The 17359-nt window shown below is 46.5% G+C and carries 13 protein-coding genes; 5 read left to right on the plus strand and 8 right to left on the minus strand.

Going from position 1 to position 17359, the window contains the following annotated elements; genetic code table 11:
• Positions 1-54: 54 nt before the first annotated feature.
• The 8 genes from CSH93_RS15640 to CSH93_RS15675 form a co-directional block, all read right to left on the minus strand.
• The gene (locus CSH93_RS15640; RefSeq protein WP_100644300.1) at positions 55-1953 is read right to left on the minus strand and encodes an aminotransferase class I/II-fold pyridoxal phosphate-dependent enzyme; all 1899 of its coding nucleotides are present in this window, start codon (positions 1951-1953) and stop codon (positions 55-57) included.
• A gap of 105 nt (positions 1954-2058) precedes the next feature.
• Positions 2059-3114 (minus strand): aromatic ring-hydroxylating oxygenase subunit alpha, encoded by a 1056-nt coding sequence (locus CSH93_RS15645; RefSeq protein ID WP_100644301.1) that lies wholly within the window; start codon positions 3112-3114, stop codon positions 2059-2061.
• Positions 3115-3305: 191 nt separating this feature from the next.
• A complete protein-coding gene (locus tag CSH93_RS15650) occupies positions 3306-3833 on the minus strand; it encodes a DUF1569 domain-containing protein (protein ID WP_124748991.1) in 528 nt (175 codons plus the stop codon).
• Positions 3834-4574: a 23S rRNA (guanosine(2251)-2'-O)-methyltransferase RlmB gene (gene rlmB, locus CSH93_RS15655; protein ID WP_100644303.1), complete on the minus strand. Its 741-nt coding sequence runs from the start codon at positions 4572-4574 to the stop codon at positions 3834-3836.
• A 2-nt stretch (positions 4575-4576) separates the two neighbouring features.
• Entirely contained in the window at positions 4577-7009 is a 2433-nt protein-coding gene (gene rnr / locus CSH93_RS15660; protein WP_100644304.1) for a ribonuclease R, read from the minus strand.
• Positions 7010-7084: 75 nt separating this feature from the next.
• Entirely contained in the window at positions 7085-7675 is a 591-nt protein-coding gene (locus CSH93_RS15665; protein WP_100644305.1) for a tetratricopeptide repeat protein, read from the minus strand.
• 162 nt (positions 7676-7837) lie between these two features.
• Positions 7838-8080 carry a TIGR02647 family protein gene (locus CSH93_RS15670; RefSeq protein ID WP_100644306.1) on the minus strand — a complete coding sequence of 81 codons (243 nt, stop codon included), beginning with the start codon at positions 8078-8080 and terminating at the stop codon, positions 7838-7840.
• 13 nt (positions 8081-8093) lie between these two features.
• Positions 8094-8606: a hypothetical protein gene (locus tag CSH93_RS15675; protein WP_100644307.1), complete on the minus strand. Its 513-nt coding sequence runs from the start codon at positions 8604-8606 to the stop codon at positions 8094-8096.
• A 121-nt stretch (positions 8607-8727) separates the two neighbouring features.
• Between CSH93_RS15675 and ubiD the strand changes: the two genes are divergently transcribed.
• From ubiD to CSH93_RS15700, 5 genes are all read left to right on the plus strand, one after another.
• The gene (gene ubiD, locus CSH93_RS15680; protein ID WP_100644308.1) at positions 8728-10197 is read left to right on the plus strand and encodes a 4-hydroxy-3-polyprenylbenzoate decarboxylase; all 1470 of its coding nucleotides are present in this window, start codon (positions 8728-8730) and stop codon (positions 10195-10197) included.
• Between the two features lie 59 nt (positions 10198-10256).
• Positions 10257-10952 (plus strand): NAD(P)H-flavin reductase, encoded by a 696-nt coding sequence (fre, locus tag CSH93_RS15685; RefSeq protein ID WP_100644309.1) that lies wholly within the window; start codon positions 10257-10259, stop codon positions 10950-10952.
• Positions 10953-11066: 114 nt separating this feature from the next.
• On the plus strand, positions 11067-14993 hold the full coding sequence (locus tag CSH93_RS15690; RefSeq protein ID WP_100644310.1) for a S8 family peptidase: 3927 nt from the start codon (positions 11067-11069) through the stop codon (positions 14991-14993).
• A gap of 72 nt (positions 14994-15065) precedes the next feature.
• Positions 15066-16481 (plus strand): M28 family metallopeptidase, encoded by a 1416-nt coding sequence (locus tag CSH93_RS15695; protein WP_100644311.1) that lies wholly within the window; start codon positions 15066-15068, stop codon positions 16479-16481.
• Positions 16482-17333: a DUF2797 domain-containing protein gene (locus tag CSH93_RS15700; RefSeq protein WP_420807267.1), complete on the plus strand. Its 852-nt coding sequence runs from the start codon at positions 16482-16484 to the stop codon at positions 17331-17333. It begins immediately after the preceding gene.
• Positions 17334-17359: the final 26 nt, after the last annotated feature.

The following is a 17359-nucleotide window of genomic DNA, read 5'->3' on the forward strand; positions in this document are numbered from 1 at the left end:
CAGAGGCACTTCGTGAATAGACTTGAAGTGCCTTTTGAAACTCATGCGCATCAACTACTTATCGTTGGATAGCACGTAAATTTCACCTTCACGTAAACCTTGAATAGTGAGCTTTTGACCGGCTAGAGAATTTAAGTATTCAACGTGTTCTGCTTCAATCAGTTGACCCGGCACGAGTAACGGGATCCCCGGTGGATAAGGCGTAATCAAAGCCGCCGCAACCCGACCAACACATTCATTTAACGCAATCGATTCCCTCTGCCCAAAGAAAGCTGTAGCCGGCAAAATGGTTAACTGTATGGGCGGTAGTACCTCTGGCAAACGCAGCTTGCTTTTGCTTTTTTGTAATACAACGGTGCCTTCGTCGAGTTTATTTAGCGCATTAAACAATCTCACTATTTTGGCCTTCATGCCGCCCAACGTGAGCAAAACCAATAGGGTGCTATGCGTGAATTTCTCGATTTCCAAGCCTACCTCATCCATGAGATAGCGATGAATTTCATGGTTTGAATATTTTAGCTCGGATATATCGATCAGGATTTTCAGCGGATCATGCCCAATATTGTCAGTTTCAAAATGTGGGAATGCATTGGCAAAGTCTGTTTTATCCAATATCCGAATGCGTTTGAAGCGCTTCGCTTGAGTTCTAAGCTCGTCTACATTTCGTAGTAAACCGTTCAGCAACTTGTAGCCTTCCATTTCCAGTTGCTTGCTGCACACGTCTAATGAGGCCATGATTTGGTACTTAGGCGATGTGCTGGTATGAATGGCATAGATTTCTTTAAAGAAATCTATATCAAAATCAGGATCTTGAATGTGTATGTATGACGCCTGAGAAAATGCCGATACGACTTTGTGAGCAGAATGCGTAACATAATCTGCACCAGCATGAATCGCGGAATAATAACGAAAAGCCGGATGGAACATTGAGTAAGCAAACCAAGCCTCATCAATAAACACCTTCATGCCATGACGATGACCTAAATCGACAACCTGCTTGAGATCAGTCAGGAGCCCGTCATATGTGCAGCCCGTTAACACGATGAGTTTTGCGTCAGGATTCTGTTCAATTTTCTCGGCAATCTGTGCCAGTGAAGGTGGCGCGAAAATGCCATAATCTTTGTTCAATACACTGTCTAGGTATAAAGGCATCGCCCTCGACTGAACCATGCCGTAATGAACCGATTTATGGCAATTGCGATCAACAATGACCTTGTCACCTTCACGTAACAGTGTCTGCAACACAATTTTGTTTGACGTTGAAGAGCCATTGGTCACAAAGTACGAATGGTTGACTTCAAAGGTTTTTGCCACACTTTCTTGTGCTTTCCCAATAGCATTTGTGCTATCGGTCAGTGAGCCTAGAGAGTCTACGCTGACAGAGAGATCACTGACGAATACGTTGCGACCAAAGAAGCGGTAAAAATCGTTGATAAAAGGCGAGTTTCTGAAACTTGCTCCACCACTGTGTCCTGGCGTATGCCACGAATCGTTATTTTCGATTGCGTATTTTTTATAAGCCGTCCAAAAGGGCGTCTCCGCGCGGTCATCGAAATCATTCAGGACATAGCCAACAATCGACTCTGGATCAGAAAGAACATCATCATGATAAAATAACGCTTCAATTTTGCTAGATATGGTCACAATATCCAGTCCCTTATCCGTATCATCGATGATGTACACAGGCAATTCGTGACGGATCTGTTTGATTTGGCTTAACAGCGGCAGTGAGCGCTCTACTGTATCATTCAAACTTGAGCCTAATATCACCGCCTGAATATCGCCGTCGTTTGAAATGTGGCTAATAGCCTCTTCAGCTTTTTTTGCACAGACAACGTCAATCGTCACATCGTTGCGTTCAAACGAATTCGCGCCACGAAGCAGGTTTTCTGCCGTCTTATCGAGCACAGCTTCATTGGGTTCAACAATTAGAATTTTTAGCAGTGGTATCATGTGATCCTTCATTTTGTAGATGAGCCGAAGGCGTCCCATTCAGCCTGCGGGAATTATAATACTTAAGCACAATGAGGCGCATTAACGCAAAAACTTGTTATTCAACTATGCGTTGCTGTTGATTAAAAACTCATAGAAGTGAGCTACCCCAGCCTCTAAGAATGGCTCAATAGGCCCATGCTCGTTTTCTCCGACTAAGTAAAGTGACTCTCTTCCTTTTTCTAACAATAAACACGCCTGTTCGTCTTCTATAGCAGTTTCCATATAAGCCTTTTTCTCGGTTTCGAAATAAGACGGCGCTTTTTGATAGGTCACAAACGGGTAATAAAACTCAACGTGGTTAGTGCATTGGCGCGGGCCTTGCGGATATATCGTACTTACTACCAACACTTCCGGGTACCATTCGATCATGATGTTGGGATAGATAAAACACCATATCGCACCGTATTTTGGCAATACATTTCCATACCGCGCCATCAAGGCGTCTTGGAATTCTCTGTAATGTGGCGTTGTCGCTTTTAACAAGTCTTCGCCTAACCCGACCTTTTGAACCGAATAGTCTTCGCCAAACGCCCATTCTAGATTGTTAGGTTTAACATACTGGCGCAAGCCCGGGTGCATCGAAAAGACATGATAGTTTTCGAGGTAAATCTCAATAAAGGTTTTCCAATTAAACTGATAGTGAGTGGTTTCCGAACCCGCATAAAAGTACCCGTTAAAATCGATGTATTGGTCGAGCCCCAGTTTGGCTAGATCCATGTTCGGTACACGCCCTCGAAACAACAGACCATGCCAATTGTGCAAGGTTTCCTTTTTCAACTGTCCTTTGGGTGGCGGTGTAAAGTGCGGCGCACCTTTCAACTGGCCTTGGTTGTCATATCCCCAACAATGTAATTTACAAACAATATTGCGCGTTCTGCCGCTACCCTCGAGCAACCGAGCCTGACGATGTAAACACACATTTGAAATGAGATCGTATTGGTTGCCTTGATTAAACAATACATAACGTTCGTTGAAATGCGGCAACACGTGATAGCCGAACTTTTCAGGCACCATGAGTTCGTGACCGGCGTAGGTAACACCTTTTTTAAACACGCACTCAATTTCTTGGGCACTGACGGACGGATCAAAATAACTATTAATCGCGGGATGAATATTCATTAAATATTGTGCGTGACTCTCGTCGGCAGCCAAAGGGTAAAATTGCCACTACTTTACTCGCATTGCTGTGAAAGAAAATAGATTTGTTGATGGCAGCAAAATCACTTCATTGCACTTTGTTAGCGGTTAAAGTTCAACTAACGCAAGTGTACATTGGAGAGCGGTAACAACGAATTTAAATGCCGGTTAAGTTAACTCAGCAACGTTAGGTGATCGTTAATATGCATCAGTTGGGCAAGCATATAGTCATCGTGTGACAACGAACCGTAGGCAAAGTGAGGTTGAGTTTGAGAAGTGATATTCAACACCGTAAGCGCAGACATTAATCTATCAATAGATTGGTTAATCGCGATGGGATCATGTTGCTGTATATCAAGTGCGGGCGCACCAGGAATAGCTTCAGCTGTATCGTGATGCATAGCACCGGCCTGCTTAAACAGCCAAAAGGCGGGCTGGCCAACCCAACGTTGAAATGAATCAGAGCGGTATTGTGGAAAGCCAGACATCGCATATTCCACGCTTTGTGCCAGATGCGTAAAAGTTGCAAACGCTGGCCAAGGCCCATCAAAATTCAATGTTCCACGCCCTTTCAACGCGGTTAAATAGGCCAACATGGAATCAAGAGTCAGACGCTCCGATGCAGCAGACGAGCCGCACCCCACTAGAGGAGCAGTAACGCAAGCCCCTGCTGATAATCTCAGAAAGGTACGGCGGCGCAATTACAGGCCTCGCTGACGCACGATTTCAAATAAACAAACCCCGGTTGCCACCGACACGTTCAAACTACTCACACTGCCAGCCATCGGTAATTTCACCAAGCTATCACAGTGTTCCCGAGTCAAACGTCGCATACCTTTTCCTTCAGCACCCATAACCAAAGCCAATGGACCTTTGAGATCTTGTTCATACAGCAAGTGTTCAGCTTCTCCGGCTGTACCCACTACCCATACGCCCTTATCCTGAATTTGTTTGAGCGTGCGTGACAGGTTCGTGACTTGAATAAACGGCATTGATTCTGCCGCGCCCACGGCAACTTTTCTCGCTATCGGCGTCAAGCCACCCGACTTATCTTTGGGTACAATAACAGCGGTCGCACCCGCAGCATCGGCTGTGCGTAAGCACGCCCCAATATTGTGTGGGTCGGTTACACCATCCAGCACGAGTAAAAGCGGTGAATCGGTAGAGTCTAGTAAACGGTCTAAATCAGATTCATCCAAGGCACGGGCAGGTTTTGCTTTAGCCACTATTCCCTGGTGTTGTTCGCCGTGAACAAAATCATCCAGTGTTTTACGCGCACAAAACTGCACAGAAATACCGTTTTTGCGCGCCAAATTGATCAGCGGATGTAAACGCTGATCATCACGCCCTTTGAGTACAAAGATTTCTAGGACTCGTTCAGGCTCTGTATTTAACACGCTGGACAATGTGTGAATGCCATACAACCAATCTACTTTAGCCATAATCAGTGCTGACGCCTCTTCGCATTAGATTTCTTTTTCTTACTACCGCCTTTGCGAGCCGCCGGTTTATGCGGCTCACCGTCGCGTGTGCCTGACGGTTTGCGTGGAGATTTCGACGCGCCGCTCCCTTTTTTGCCATGCGACCGTTTAGATTGCCGCTCGTCTTTGTGGCCGCCGCTTCGCGATTGTGATTTTGGCGCAGGCTTTTCAGATGATTTAACCGACACACTGCGTTTACCACTGCTGCGTTTGCGCTCGCGATGCGGTAAATCCAAAATCAAATCAATTTTCCGGTCATCCAAGTTCACCGAAGCCACTTTGACTGACACGGTATCGCCCAAGCGATAAACACGCCCAAAGGTTTCACCGATTAAGCACTGTTTAACTTCATCAAAATGGTAGTAGTCATTTTCGAGTGACGTAATGTGGACTAAGCCATCGATATGATATTCCGTAAGGCGGATAAATAAGCCAAAGTTTGTGACTGACGCGACAACGCCTTCGAAACTATCGCCCACATGATCAAGCATAAATTCGCACTTCAGCCAATCTGCCACATCACGCGTAGCGTCATCTGCACGGCGCTCGGTCATTGAGCACTGTTCACCTAATTGCTCAACCTCTTCAACGCTATAGCTCTTACCGCCAGTTGCAGGGCGTTTACCTGCCTGTTTGGCTAGCACAGCTTTAATCGCACGGTGCACAACCAAATCTGGATAACGGCGTATAGGTGACGTGAAATGCGCATAGGCCTCTAGCGCTAAGCCAAAGTGACCAATATTGTCACAATCGTATACCGCTTGTTTCATTGAGCGTAACAACATGGTTTGGATCAATTCCTGATCCGGACGGTTCATGGTTTGCGTCACGACTTCAGTGAAATCTCGCGGTTCTGCATCGGGGTGAATATGGTGATGAATGCCGACTTCCGCTAAATACGACGTAAAGGTAGTCAAACGCTCAGGATCGGGTCTGTCGTGCACACGGTACAATGCTGGCGCTTCATGTTTTTCTAAGAATTTAGCTGCACACACGTTGGCTGCAATCATACATTCTTCGATTAACTTGTGTGCGTCGTTACGCACAAGCTGCACAATGTTTTCGATTTTACGCTGAGCATTGAAGACAAACTTTGACTCATTCGTCTCAAATTCAATTGCCCCGCGATGAGTACGGCTTTTCTTCAACGCTTTAAATAAACGATACAACTCCTGTAAATTACTCACATTGTCGTCGTATCGTTGGATCAATTTGGGGTCGCCCTGCAGAATCGCCCAAACCTTGTTATAGGTAAGGCGAGCCTTGGAATTCATCACCGCTTCATAAAACTGATAATTTTGGATCTTTCCCTGTGCACTGATGGTCATTTCACACACCATGCACAAACGGTCAACATCAGGGTTTAATGAACACAGACCATTCGAGAGTACTTCTGGCAACATTGGCACAACCTGTTCCGGAAAATAGACCGAATTGCCGCGCTTTTGCGCTTCAGTATCCAACGCGGTGCCATTGCGTACGTAATAGCTAACATCCGCGATGGCTACCCAAAGCTGCCAGCCACCATTATCCAACGGCTCACAGTAAACCGCATCGTCAAAGTCGCGCGCATCTTCACCGTCAATGGTGACAAGCCCTAACGAACGCAGATCCATGCGATTCTTCTTCGCTTTCTCTTCAACTTCAGGACTCAACTTTTCAACTTGCTTAGTAACGCCCTCAGGCCAAACATGAGGAATATCAAAACTGCGCAGTGCCATTTCGATTTCCATGCCCGGTGCCATATGCTCACCTAACACTTCGGTGACATTACCAATGGGATTGATACTGCGACGTGGACGCTGCGTGATCTCAACCACCACAACATGCCCTTGACGCGCGCCATGACTATTCTCAGGCGGGATCAATATTTCAAATGGAATACGACTATCATCGGGGATGACTAATCCCACACCGTGCTCCATAAAGTAGCGCCCAACGAGCGGCTCTGAACGCGGCTCAATCACTCGCATGATCCGCGCTTCCGGGCGGCCTTTGCGGTCCGTTCCCGATATCTGTGCTTCAACCACATCATCATGCAACAAGACTTGCATCTGGCCAGCGCTGATAAACAGGTCTTTCTCACCTTTCTCAGGGCGTAAAAAACCGTAGCCATCTCGATGACCAATAACACGCCCAACAACGGTTTCTTTTATATCGGCGACGACGTATTTCTTTTGCCGCGTAAATTGAACCTGACCTTCTCGCTCCATCGCTCGCAAACGGCGCTGCACGCCAATGCGCTCAGGTTCACTGTTGGCGTGAACACGATGACAGATGTCTAAAAAAGACAGTGGAGATCCACTTTCTTTCATTATTTCGATTAGGTATTCGCGGCTGGCTACCGGATTCTCGTATTGAGATTTCTCACGCTGGTAATGCGGGTCATCACTCATTTAGGGGGATCGCTTATTTCATGCATGAACGCATTATAACTCAATGTCGCGTCCTGCGTGTTGAATTCTTACTGATTAACTGTCGAGGGGTTTTCGCGCAGCTTTGACCGCCTTTGGATGCATGAGCTTCTCAAGCTCTGATAACTGATGCGCTATTCGAGCATGGACTTCTTTATCATTGGTGATAGCGTTGTATAGCCAATGATAGCTGTCCTGATAATCATACGGGCTACCATGACCCGCAATGAACAAATCGGCCAGTTGCATTTGAGCTTTCATGTTACCTAATGCTGATGCCTCGCGCAGATATATAACTGCTCGGGATTTATCTTCCTGTACTAACGTTCCATTGGCGTAGTAACGACCTAATTGTTCCAGCGCAGCTGGTAGGCCCTGATTCGCCGAGTCACGCATTAATTCGATGCCACGTTCAGGATCGGCTTCTACACAAACGCCCCACGCCAACATATCGCCCCATAGGAACTGATAAGCTGGCACTGACAACACTTCTGCGCGCGCTTCAATGTCCTGTACCAATTGACATCGGTCCATCACAACACGATCTAAGTGCTCGTTGGCGTTGATCAAACCAATCAGTTCGTCCTGAGAATACAGCTGAACCGCTTTCACCTCTTGCGCCAACGCGACGGGAGCAGAGCCACACATCACCACAACGCCTAGCAAAGTAGCGCTAACCGCTTGAGAAAATGTCTTGAAAGTAATGTGATGTCTCATAAGCCTGAATATTATTAATCGGTGGATATACACTCAATTTGTTATCGGCGACCAAACCGACGACTTGAGCATAACCCGGTCGTTGCCGCTCGTTTAATTGAGCCTTGGGCTTAATGCCATGCGCAAACGCTGCGCTTGCTCAATTAAATCGTGTCCAAGATCAGTTAAATAACCGCCATCTCGTTGAGTAATAATGCCTTTGGAATAAAGACGCTCAGCCGCGTCAATCACAGACTGATTCGCATCATGATGGATCTTCAGCCCTTGCATAAGGCTGTCAGTTGGGAACTTCAATAATAAATTTAACTCATCCAACATATCTGAGGTAAATGACATGCACTACTCCACATCAGGAAGATGTTCGCGTGTAGATCCCCATAAACAACGTAGACCATTCATCGCTTTCATCTAATTTATATTGCCAATGCTGGGTAACCGTCCCACCAGGCTGGGGCTGCCACGTTATTCTGTGCGTTGCAGCATTACCTTCAGCATCAGTGACTTTGCTTGATAAAACCATACTTCCTTGCTCAATACCACCGCTTAATTTCAATACCGTTCCATTTTTATCCATCCAGGTTTGGTGCCACTGTCCTGTGCTTTTATCATAAGCATTTAAACTCGCGCCATAAGGTGTTCCATTGACTTTATAGTCTTCAGTTAAAACACAGCCGTCATATGCCTGCGCAATAGTATTAGTGCCGGCTATGCTGCCGTCAGGCTGAGTGACTTGCCAATCCCCCAGCCAGAAATCAAATTGCCGATATTCCTCAGTTTCACAGGCGCTAGCAACTGCACCCGCAGATTGAAACAAACTGCATAACATCAGCATGCCAAACAACAATCCTTTCATTCTCAACATTTTTTAACTCCCTCGCCCCTTGGCTAAATAATGGAAATGCATTTCAGAATGATCAGAAATACGGTTTAGCTGGTATACTCGCTTACCATAAAAAGTAGCCACAAACCTCAATCTCTTCAATATGCAATATAAAGACCTACGCGATTTCATCCAAAAATTGGAGCAACGCGGCGAATTAAAGCGCGTCTCAATACCTGTTGATACCGATCTTGAAATGACTGAGATTGCCGATCGGACCCTACGTGCTGGAGGCCCAGCGATATTGTTTGAAAACCCCAAAAACAGCGATATTCCTGTTTTGGCGAATTTATTCGGTACTCCACAACGCGTAGCGTTAGGTATGGGGCAAACATCCGTTTCTGCGCTGCGAGATGTGGGCAAACTGCTGGCGTACCTAAAAGAGCCCGAGCCACCGAAAGGATTAAAAGATCTGTGGGAAAAATTACCGGTCTTTAAGCAAGTGCTGAATATGCCGGCAAAAGTCTTGAAAAAAGCCCCTTGTCAGGAAAACATCATCAGTGCAGATGATGTCGATTTATCAAAACTCCCCATTCAACGATGCTGGCCCGGCGACGCTGCGCCATTAATCACGTGGGGACTCACGGTTACCAAAGGCCCGCATAAGAAAAGGCAAAACTTAGGGATTTATCGCCAACAAGTCATAGCCAAGAACAAAGTCATCATGCGTTGGCTCTCCCATCGCGGTGGTGCATTGGATTTTCGTGAATGGTGCCAGCAAAACCCGAATAAGCCCTATCCTGTCTCCGTTGCGCTGGGTGCAGATCCAGCCACAATATTAGGCGCGGTAACCCCTGTTCCAGATACCTTATCTGAATACGCGTTTGCTGGGTTATTACGCGGTGATAAAACGGAAGTCGTGAAGTCGATCAGCAATGATTTACAAGTACCCGCCTCCGCTGAAATTGTCTTGGAAGGCTATATTCAACCCGGAGAAACAGCACCTGAAGGCCCTTATGGCGACCATACTGGCTACTACAACGAAGTAGATGAATTCCCTGTATTCACCGTGACCCACATTACGCACCGTGATAATCCTATCTATCATTCAACATACACTGGCCGTCCACCCGATGAGCCCGCCATTTTAGGCGTTGCCTTGAATGAAGTATTTGTACCTATTTTGCAAAAACAATTTCCAGAGATTGTCGACTTTTATCTGCCGCCGGAAGGATGTTCCTACCGCATGGCGATTGTGACCATGAAGAAGCAATACCCGGGTCATGCCAAGCGAGTCATGCTTGGTGTGTGGTCGTTTTTACGTCAGTTCATGTATACAAAATTTGTCATTGTGTGTGATGACGATGTTGATGCACGCAATTGGGAAGATGTTATTTGGGCGATCACAACGCGTATGGATCCAACGCGCGATACGACGTTAATTGATAATACTCCTATTGATTATCTGGATTTTGCCTCACCCGTGTCTGGCCTCGGCTCTAAAATGGGTTTAGATGCCACGAATAAGATGCCAGGAGAGACCGATCGCGAATGGGGAACCCCCATTGTCATGGATGAAGCGGTAAAAACGCGTGTTGACGCAATTTGGGATGAGCTGGATTTGTTGTCATAATAGCAGTTTAGTCGTGAGCCTTTGCTCACCTTGAAAGTTAAAAAGAGAAGTATAGTTAAATGGCGCCTAGCACCTGTAAAATTGAAAGTATTACACCGCTCACCAAAGTGGTTTATGAAGTAATTTTAGCTCCCGAGCAACCTATGGAATTCACGGCAGGACAATATGTCAAAGTCGTCATGAACGAAGGTGACGAACGTCCATTTTCGATTGCCAACCCACCTCATGAGAATAACAAATTGGTGCTGCAAATAGGTGCCACGCAAGATAACCCTTACGCGTGGGAAGTGATGGAAAAGTTAAGAGCGAGTGAAACTATCACGGTCTCTGCACCTACAGGCAACGCGTACGTTAGAGTCTCAGACCGCCCGCTACTGCTTATTGCTGGCGGAACCGGTTTTTCCTATACCTTTTCCATCTTGAAATCGGTGTTACATAACACGCCTGATAAAGTCATAAATTTTTATTGGGGCGTGCGTCACATTGAAGACTTGTATTATGTTGATCAACTCAACACTTTAGCATCGCAACACAAAGGCTTTACCTTTTATCCAGTTGTCGAATTTGCTGAAGCTGAATGGCAAGGGCTAACAGGTTGGGTACACAAAGCAGTTATGCAAAATCAACCTGATTTATTAGCGCATGATGTATACGTTGCCGGTCGATTTGATATGGCCAAAACCATTCGCGATGACTTTACTGATATGGGCTTGCCTGCTAACCAATTATTTGGTGACGCATTCGACTATATTTAAGCGCGCAATGTGTTGGCGTTAGCGTAAATTATTCATCGTTAGGACTTCAAAAGTTGACGCGATTGGATTATTTTTAGCGCAGAATAAAAACTAAAACATAACAAGGACGTTTCAATGCTCTCTCTTCGATTAAGCATTCGAACTGCATTGCTATCTGCTTGCAGCTTCACAGCCATTGCCGCCAACCATCCAATACTAGATGCAGCCCAAATAGCTGCGGATAAACCTGAAGTATCCATTACCTATGTTAACGGCCAAAAAGCCACCATTAGAAATACAAGTACTCAACAACGCTATATTGTTGAGCTCAAGGGCCCCAGTCTTTCAGCTTATTCAAATCAGTTAAGCAAAAAGCTGCATAAGCAAAGTTCTCGCTTTAATACCGAACTAGTGCAGCAGCATCAAGCGATAGAGCAGCAACAACGCTCTGTCATTAGTGCACTGAATCAAGTCGCACCAACGGTCAAAGCCACGCACCAGTTTGCCAATAGTCTCAACGCAATTGCCATTACAGCATCCGCAAAGGAATTAAAGGCCATTCAGCAACTGCCTGAGGTACTGCGCATTCACGAAGACCGCGTAAAAATGACCACATTGGATACTAGCGTTGGCCTTATCAACGCCGACACAGCGTGGTTGTTAACGGATGGACAAGGTGAAACCTTAACTGGTAGCGGCGTAAAAGTTGCCATATTGGATACCGGTATCGATTATAGCCACGACGCTTTAGGTGGGTGTTTTGGCGAAGGCTGTAAAGTGGTTGACGGCTATGACTTTGCCTACAACGACGCTGACCCAATGGACGTAGATGGTCACGGTACTCATGTTGCAGGGATTGTCGCAGGCAATAACGCGAGCATTAAAGGAGTTGCACCGGACGCAACCTTATATGCCTATAAAGTGCTCAACGACTATGGAAGCGGCTATACATCAGACATTATCGCCGGCATTGAGCGAGCGCTAGACCCTGACCAGAACCCGGCTACCGATGATCGCGTAGACGTTATCAATATGAGTTTAGGTGGCCCAGGTGATGCTGACGATGCATTAAGTCAAGCGACCAACAATGCGGTAGCGGCGGGTGTTATCGTGACGGTGGCTGCGGGTAATGGCGGTTCATACAACGATATCCCAAACACATCACCGGCATCGGCAAGTGACGCTATAACGGTTGCGTCATCCACTAAATCGGATGAAATGTCTGACTTTAGTTCAAAAGGTGACAGTTCACGAGCAGCTCCACTAAAGCCCGAAGTCACAGCGCCAGGCAGTAGCATTTTTAGCTCATTACCGAACAACGAATACGACTATCTAAGTGGCACAAGTATGGCGTCTCCGCATGTGGCAGGTGCGGCGGCTATTCTGCGTCAGTATTTACCTGATGCCTCGCCCGCCGAAATCAAAGCACGCTTAATGGCAAGCGCCGCCGACTTAAATGCAAACCCATTTGTGCAAGGCAGCGGTAAGATCCTTGTTGATCTTGCGCTGTCTGCGACGATATCGGTACCGCAAGGGGTTCTAGACCTTGGCAATATTACCCAAGCAGACGGTGAATATTCAGATACGCTTCAACTGACAATCTTCAATTATTCCGATGAGCCTCAAACTCTTGAACTGGAAGAAACGTTGCCTATCAGCCAAGGGGTTAACATCACATTGCCCGACAGTTTTGTCGTTAACGCGAATAGTCAGATCACCTTAGACATTCCAGTCACCATTGAAGATGTAAGCACGTTAGTACCTAGTGAAAATAGCAACGCTATTCTGCACGGCAAGATTGCCATTTACGCAGGCGAAAATCAGTCAGAGCCAGTTACTTATATTGCTACCGCACTGCAAAAAGCTCTAGAAATAAACCTATCGCATGATCACACTGGCAGTATGGATATATGGCTGTCCGAGGAAGGTGTTGGCAATGGTTCAAGTTACTATACTATTCCAGCAAATACCGACACCACGCTAAAAATGGTGCCAGGTTCTTACCATTTGGTAACCTCTTTCTTTGGCATCAACTTCAATAATACCAATGCCCCCATTCCAGACGTAAGCGGGTTCTCTGAAGCCTTTCACGTCTCTAACGTGACCTTGGATAGCAATCAAAATATTCATATCAGCACACAAGATATTGTTCATAGCTTTGGTATCCATCAAGTTAAAAATGGCAACGAAGATTTGATTGCTAGTGGCCAAACGCAAATTGGTATGCACGGCTTGCAACTTGATGTGGGCAGTTTTGATTTTGGCGCTATCGCGTTCGGTGGCAACACGATGAAATATTATGGCCTGAATGCCGTACCTGAAAATACGCGTGTTGGCTACTACTCGTTAGCTGAAATTGAAAATAGCAGCGAGCAAACCACTATTACCTATCCCGCCATTACGATGCCGAGTGAAGATGTGTCATCGCACCTAATAGCATTAGATTTGGAAGACGCCGATTTAAGAACGCTATCAAAACCCAGCCAGTTACCTGAACAGGTTAACTCAATGCGTTACTTGGTTCGCACGACGAGAGGCGTTGGCCTTATTGATGAACTTGAAGATACATCTGAAATTCAGGTGTTGGTTCCAGAAAGTCAATACCGAGATGGACAGTATGAATTCAGCTTCCTTGATAGTGTAAACAACACCGAATGGAATGAAAAAACCGCCGCCGGCTTTGCACGATTCACCTTTACTGGATCTGGCGAGATGCGCAACTTCACATTACTAGACAACTATCAATTTGATTCGACAACATCGCCTTTACTACTGTCGAGTGGCCTTTATTGGTCTCAAGCGTTGCAGTTTAACAACGGCGTTATCGAAGATGGTTATACGTATGGCGTTCTTCAATATGAATATGAACATTATTTACGCGACTCGCTGGCGAACGGTTATGGAGAACCAAACGACATCATGCTGGAATGGGTTTGTGGCGAACAAACTAGCGATGCCATTTCATTTTTCGCTGATGGTGCTCGCACAATACCAACCGATGTCTGTGACACACCGCTAGCGCGCATCCTATTTCCGTCATTGAACGATGGGCAAACCGTGTGGTCCTCAGTCGAATCGCAAGTTGCCTATGTTGACGGTTACCAGATAGTGCCCACGATCCAAGCACTGATGATCGAAAACAATCATCGGTTCGCCTCAGAGCAAGCCATTGATCAGATTAACGATCGTTTATATATCGCGCCTAGCAACCTCGATTACTATCAGTTGATAAACGTAGAGTATCGATTATCGAACAGCGACGATTGGACGCCGCTCACGTTAAATGAAGAAGTCAGCAACGTAGGCTCGTTTTTCAATTTACCCATGTTTTTCGGTGAACACGTAATGAGCTTACGGATCACCATTGATAATAGCGTTACGCATACGTTGAACGACTTTATTGCGATTGGCTCTGATACGGGTTCCGCCAATGATGTTGATGAGGATGGTATCCCTAACGACAGTGACACGGATAACGACAATGATGGTTTTGACGATAGCGTGGATGCTTTCCCATTCAACCCAAATGAATGGCTAGACTCCGATGAAGACGGTATCGGCAACAACGCAGACAATGATGACGACAATGATGGATATGCGGATGCAGAAGACGCATTTCCATTAGATGCCAGTGAATGGCTAGACACTGACAATGACGGTATCGGTAATAACGCCGATGAAGACGATGACAACGACGGAGTAGAAGACGCACTTGACGCATTCCCACTGGATGCTAACGAATCTGTCGATACTGACAACGACGGAATAGGCAATAACGCCGACACCGATGATGATGGCGATGGGGTAAGTGATAGTGCTGATGCCTTCCCATTAGATCCAACAGAAACAACCGATACCGATGGTGATGGCATAGGCAATAATGCGGACAATGACGATGACGGTGATGGTGTGCCTGATAGTGCTGATGCCTACCCTCTTGACCCATCGCGTAGCGCACGCCCACAGACGACACAATCAGAAAGTGGCGGTGGCAGTCTGCATGTGTTGCTGACATTTTTAACGCTAGCGGTAATTCGTCGACGTTTTAAAAATTTACGTTAAGCTAACTTGCGTCAATTTTCGTATGCAGTAGGGTAATACCCCATTACCTTACTGCTTCTTTGAGGATATCGCATGTTGTTTACCGCCAAGAAACCCGTATTGCCGCCGTTGGCAGCATTGGCGGGCGTTATTATTACCACTGGTATTTCATTCTCAGCACTGGCTGACAATAGCACCAATAGTGAACACCCACTTCATACCATTGCCATTGCGCCCCGAGCTGACCGGATACAACACGATATTCAAACTTTAGTGAATTTCGGCACTCGCCACACGCTATCGGAAACAGAATCAGACACACGCGGTATTGGCGCAGCAAGACGCTGGATCAAAGCAGAGTTTGAACGGATCAGTGAAAACTGCGGTGGCTGTTTGGAAGTGTTTTATCAAAGTGAAGTGATCAGTGATGAGCCACGCATTCCTAATCCTGTTGAAGTTGTCAGCGTGATTGCCATTCAACGCGGTCAGACTGACCCAGGCCGCTATGTCATCATGTCAGGTGATATCGACTCTCGGGTGTCAGATGTTATGGATTTCACATCTGATGCCCCCGGTGCTAACGACAATGCATCAGGCGTCGCCGGTACGCTAGAGGCCGCCCGCATTCTCAGTCAATACAAGTTTAACGGCAGCATCGTTTACGCTGCACTTGCAGGAGAAGAACAAGGGCTATTTGGCGGAAAAATAATGGCGGCGGCAGCCCAAAAAGAAGGTTGGCGCATCGTAGGTGTTCTAAACAATGACATGATCGGTAATATTCACGGAATTAACGGTGTGACAGATAACACTACGGCTCGCATTTTCGCTGAAGGTACTCGAATGTTAGAGACTGAACAGGAAGCGCGTTTACGCCGTTTCACCGGTGGTGAAGTAGACTCTCCTAGCCGAAACCTAGCACGCTACATCGACCGAATTGCCGATGATTATGTACCTAACTTAGATACTATGGTGATTTATAGGCTAGACAGATTCCGTCGCGGCGGGCATCACAGACCGTTTAATGATCTTGGCTATCCCGGCATCCGTATCATGGAGACTAACGAACATTATGATCGCCAACACCAGGACCTTCGCACTGAAAACGGCATCACCTATGGTGATACTATCGAGGGCGTTGATTTTGATTACGCTGCCAAGCTAACAGGCTTAAACGCAGCTAGTTTGGCTGGTCTGTCTTGGGCACCACAACCTCCGACAGGTGTCGCAATCAGTGGTGCAGTACAGCCCAGTACTACACTTTCTTGGCTTGCAGTGGATAAAGAGACCAACCCACACTTAAAAGGCTACAAGATATACTGGCGCTATACCGATGCGCCGCAATGGCAGTTCAGCCGATTCGTGGGAGATGTCAATGAGTACACGCTTGAGAATATTGTGATTGATAACTACTTCTTTGGCGTTGCCAGTGTGAGTGAAGATGGTTACGAGAGCCCAGTGGTATTCCCGGGGGCTGCAGGTGCCTTTTTACCAGCTCCTGACGCGGAGTAACTGAGCATGATCACGGGCAATATTCGTAAAATGCATGTAGACACCATGCAGCAACAGGATGGGGCATTCCTAGCGACCTATCAACTGCCTGTCGGTGACGAAAAAATTGATATGAACGCAGTATTAGGGCAACACGTTAGCGTGACGCATACGGGCAACATCCATTGTGTTCATTGCGGGAGCAAAACCAAAAAGAGTTTTAATCAAGGTTATTGCTACCGCTGCCTGATCACCTTGGCGCAATGCGACACTTGCATCATTAAGCCTGAACTTTGCCACTATCAAGCAGGCACATGTCGTGAACCTGAATGGGGTGAGGCACACTGCCTTACTGATCACTTTGTCTATTTGTCGAACACCGGTGCATTAAAGATCGGCATCACTCGCCACGTAACCGATGGCGTTTCATCTCGCTGGATTGACCAAGGCGCAACACAAGCGCTTCCCATTTTGCGGGTATCAGAGCGTTTGGTCAGCGGCCTCGTGGAGCATGCAGCCAAATCGCATATAAGCGATAAAACGAACTGGCGCACCATGTTGAAAGGTCATCCCGACGATTTAGATATACAACAACGTGCCCAGGACGTGTTGGACCAAATCAGCGATGCCATTAGTGAGGTGACGACTACACATGGACTCACTGCCGTACAGCCACTAGACGCAGATCCTATTACCATCATATATCCTGTGCTTACTTATCCAGATAAAATCAAATCGATTAACCTCGATAAGACCCCTGAATTTTCTGGCGTCTTGCAAGGCATAAAAGAGCAATATTGGATGTTAGATGGCGATCGCGTTATCAACATGCGCAAGTATGCCGGTTATGAGTTAACATTGAAGGTAGAGTAAGGACCATTTTCAGCAGAGCTACTCAA

The sequence above is a fragment of the Neoalteromonas facilis genome (genome assembly GCF_002807665.1).
Lineage (GTDB): Bacteria > Pseudomonadota > Gammaproteobacteria > Enterobacterales > Alteromonadaceae > Alteromonas_E > Alteromonas_E facilis.

Coding starts and splice junctions, on each gene's coding strand:
- CSH93_RS15675 (WP_100644307.1), bottom strand. CDS start 8,606: ATGTTGAGAATGAAAGGATTGTTGTTTGGCATGCTGATGTTATGCAGT.
- CSH93_RS15695 (WP_100644311.1), top strand. CDS start 15,066: ATGTTGTTTACCGCCAAGAAACCCGTATTGCCGCCGTTGGCAGCATTG.
- CSH93_RS15665 (WP_100644305.1), bottom strand. CDS start 7,675: ATGTGTGGCTCTGCTCCCGTCGCGTTGGCGCAAGAGGTGAAAGCGGTT.
- fre (WP_100644309.1), top strand. CDS start 10,257: ATGGCGCCTAGCACCTGTAAAATTGAAAGTATTACACCGCTCACCAAA.
- ubiD (WP_100644308.1), top strand. CDS start 8,728: ATGCAATATAAAGACCTACGCGATTTCATCCAAAAATTGGAGCAACGC.
- CSH93_RS15645 (WP_100644301.1), bottom strand. CDS start 3,114: ATGAATATTCATCCCGCGATTAATAGTTATTTTGATCCGTCCGTCAGT.
- rlmB (WP_100644303.1), bottom strand. CDS start 4,574: ATGGCTAAAGTAGATTGGTTGTATGGCATTCACACATTGTCCAGCGTG.
- CSH93_RS15640 (WP_100644300.1), bottom strand. CDS start 1,953: ATGATACCACTGCTAAAAATTCTAATTGTTGAACCCAATGAAGCTGTG.
- rnr (WP_100644304.1), bottom strand. CDS start 7,009: ATGAGTGATGACCCGCATTACCAGCGTGAGAAATCTCAATACGAGAAT.
- CSH93_RS15670 (WP_100644306.1), bottom strand. CDS start 8,080: ATGTCATTTACCTCAGATATGTTGGATGAGTTAAATTTATTATTGAAG.
- CSH93_RS15690 (WP_100644310.1), top strand. CDS start 11,067: ATGCTCTCTCTTCGATTAAGCATTCGAACTGCATTGCTATCTGCTTGC.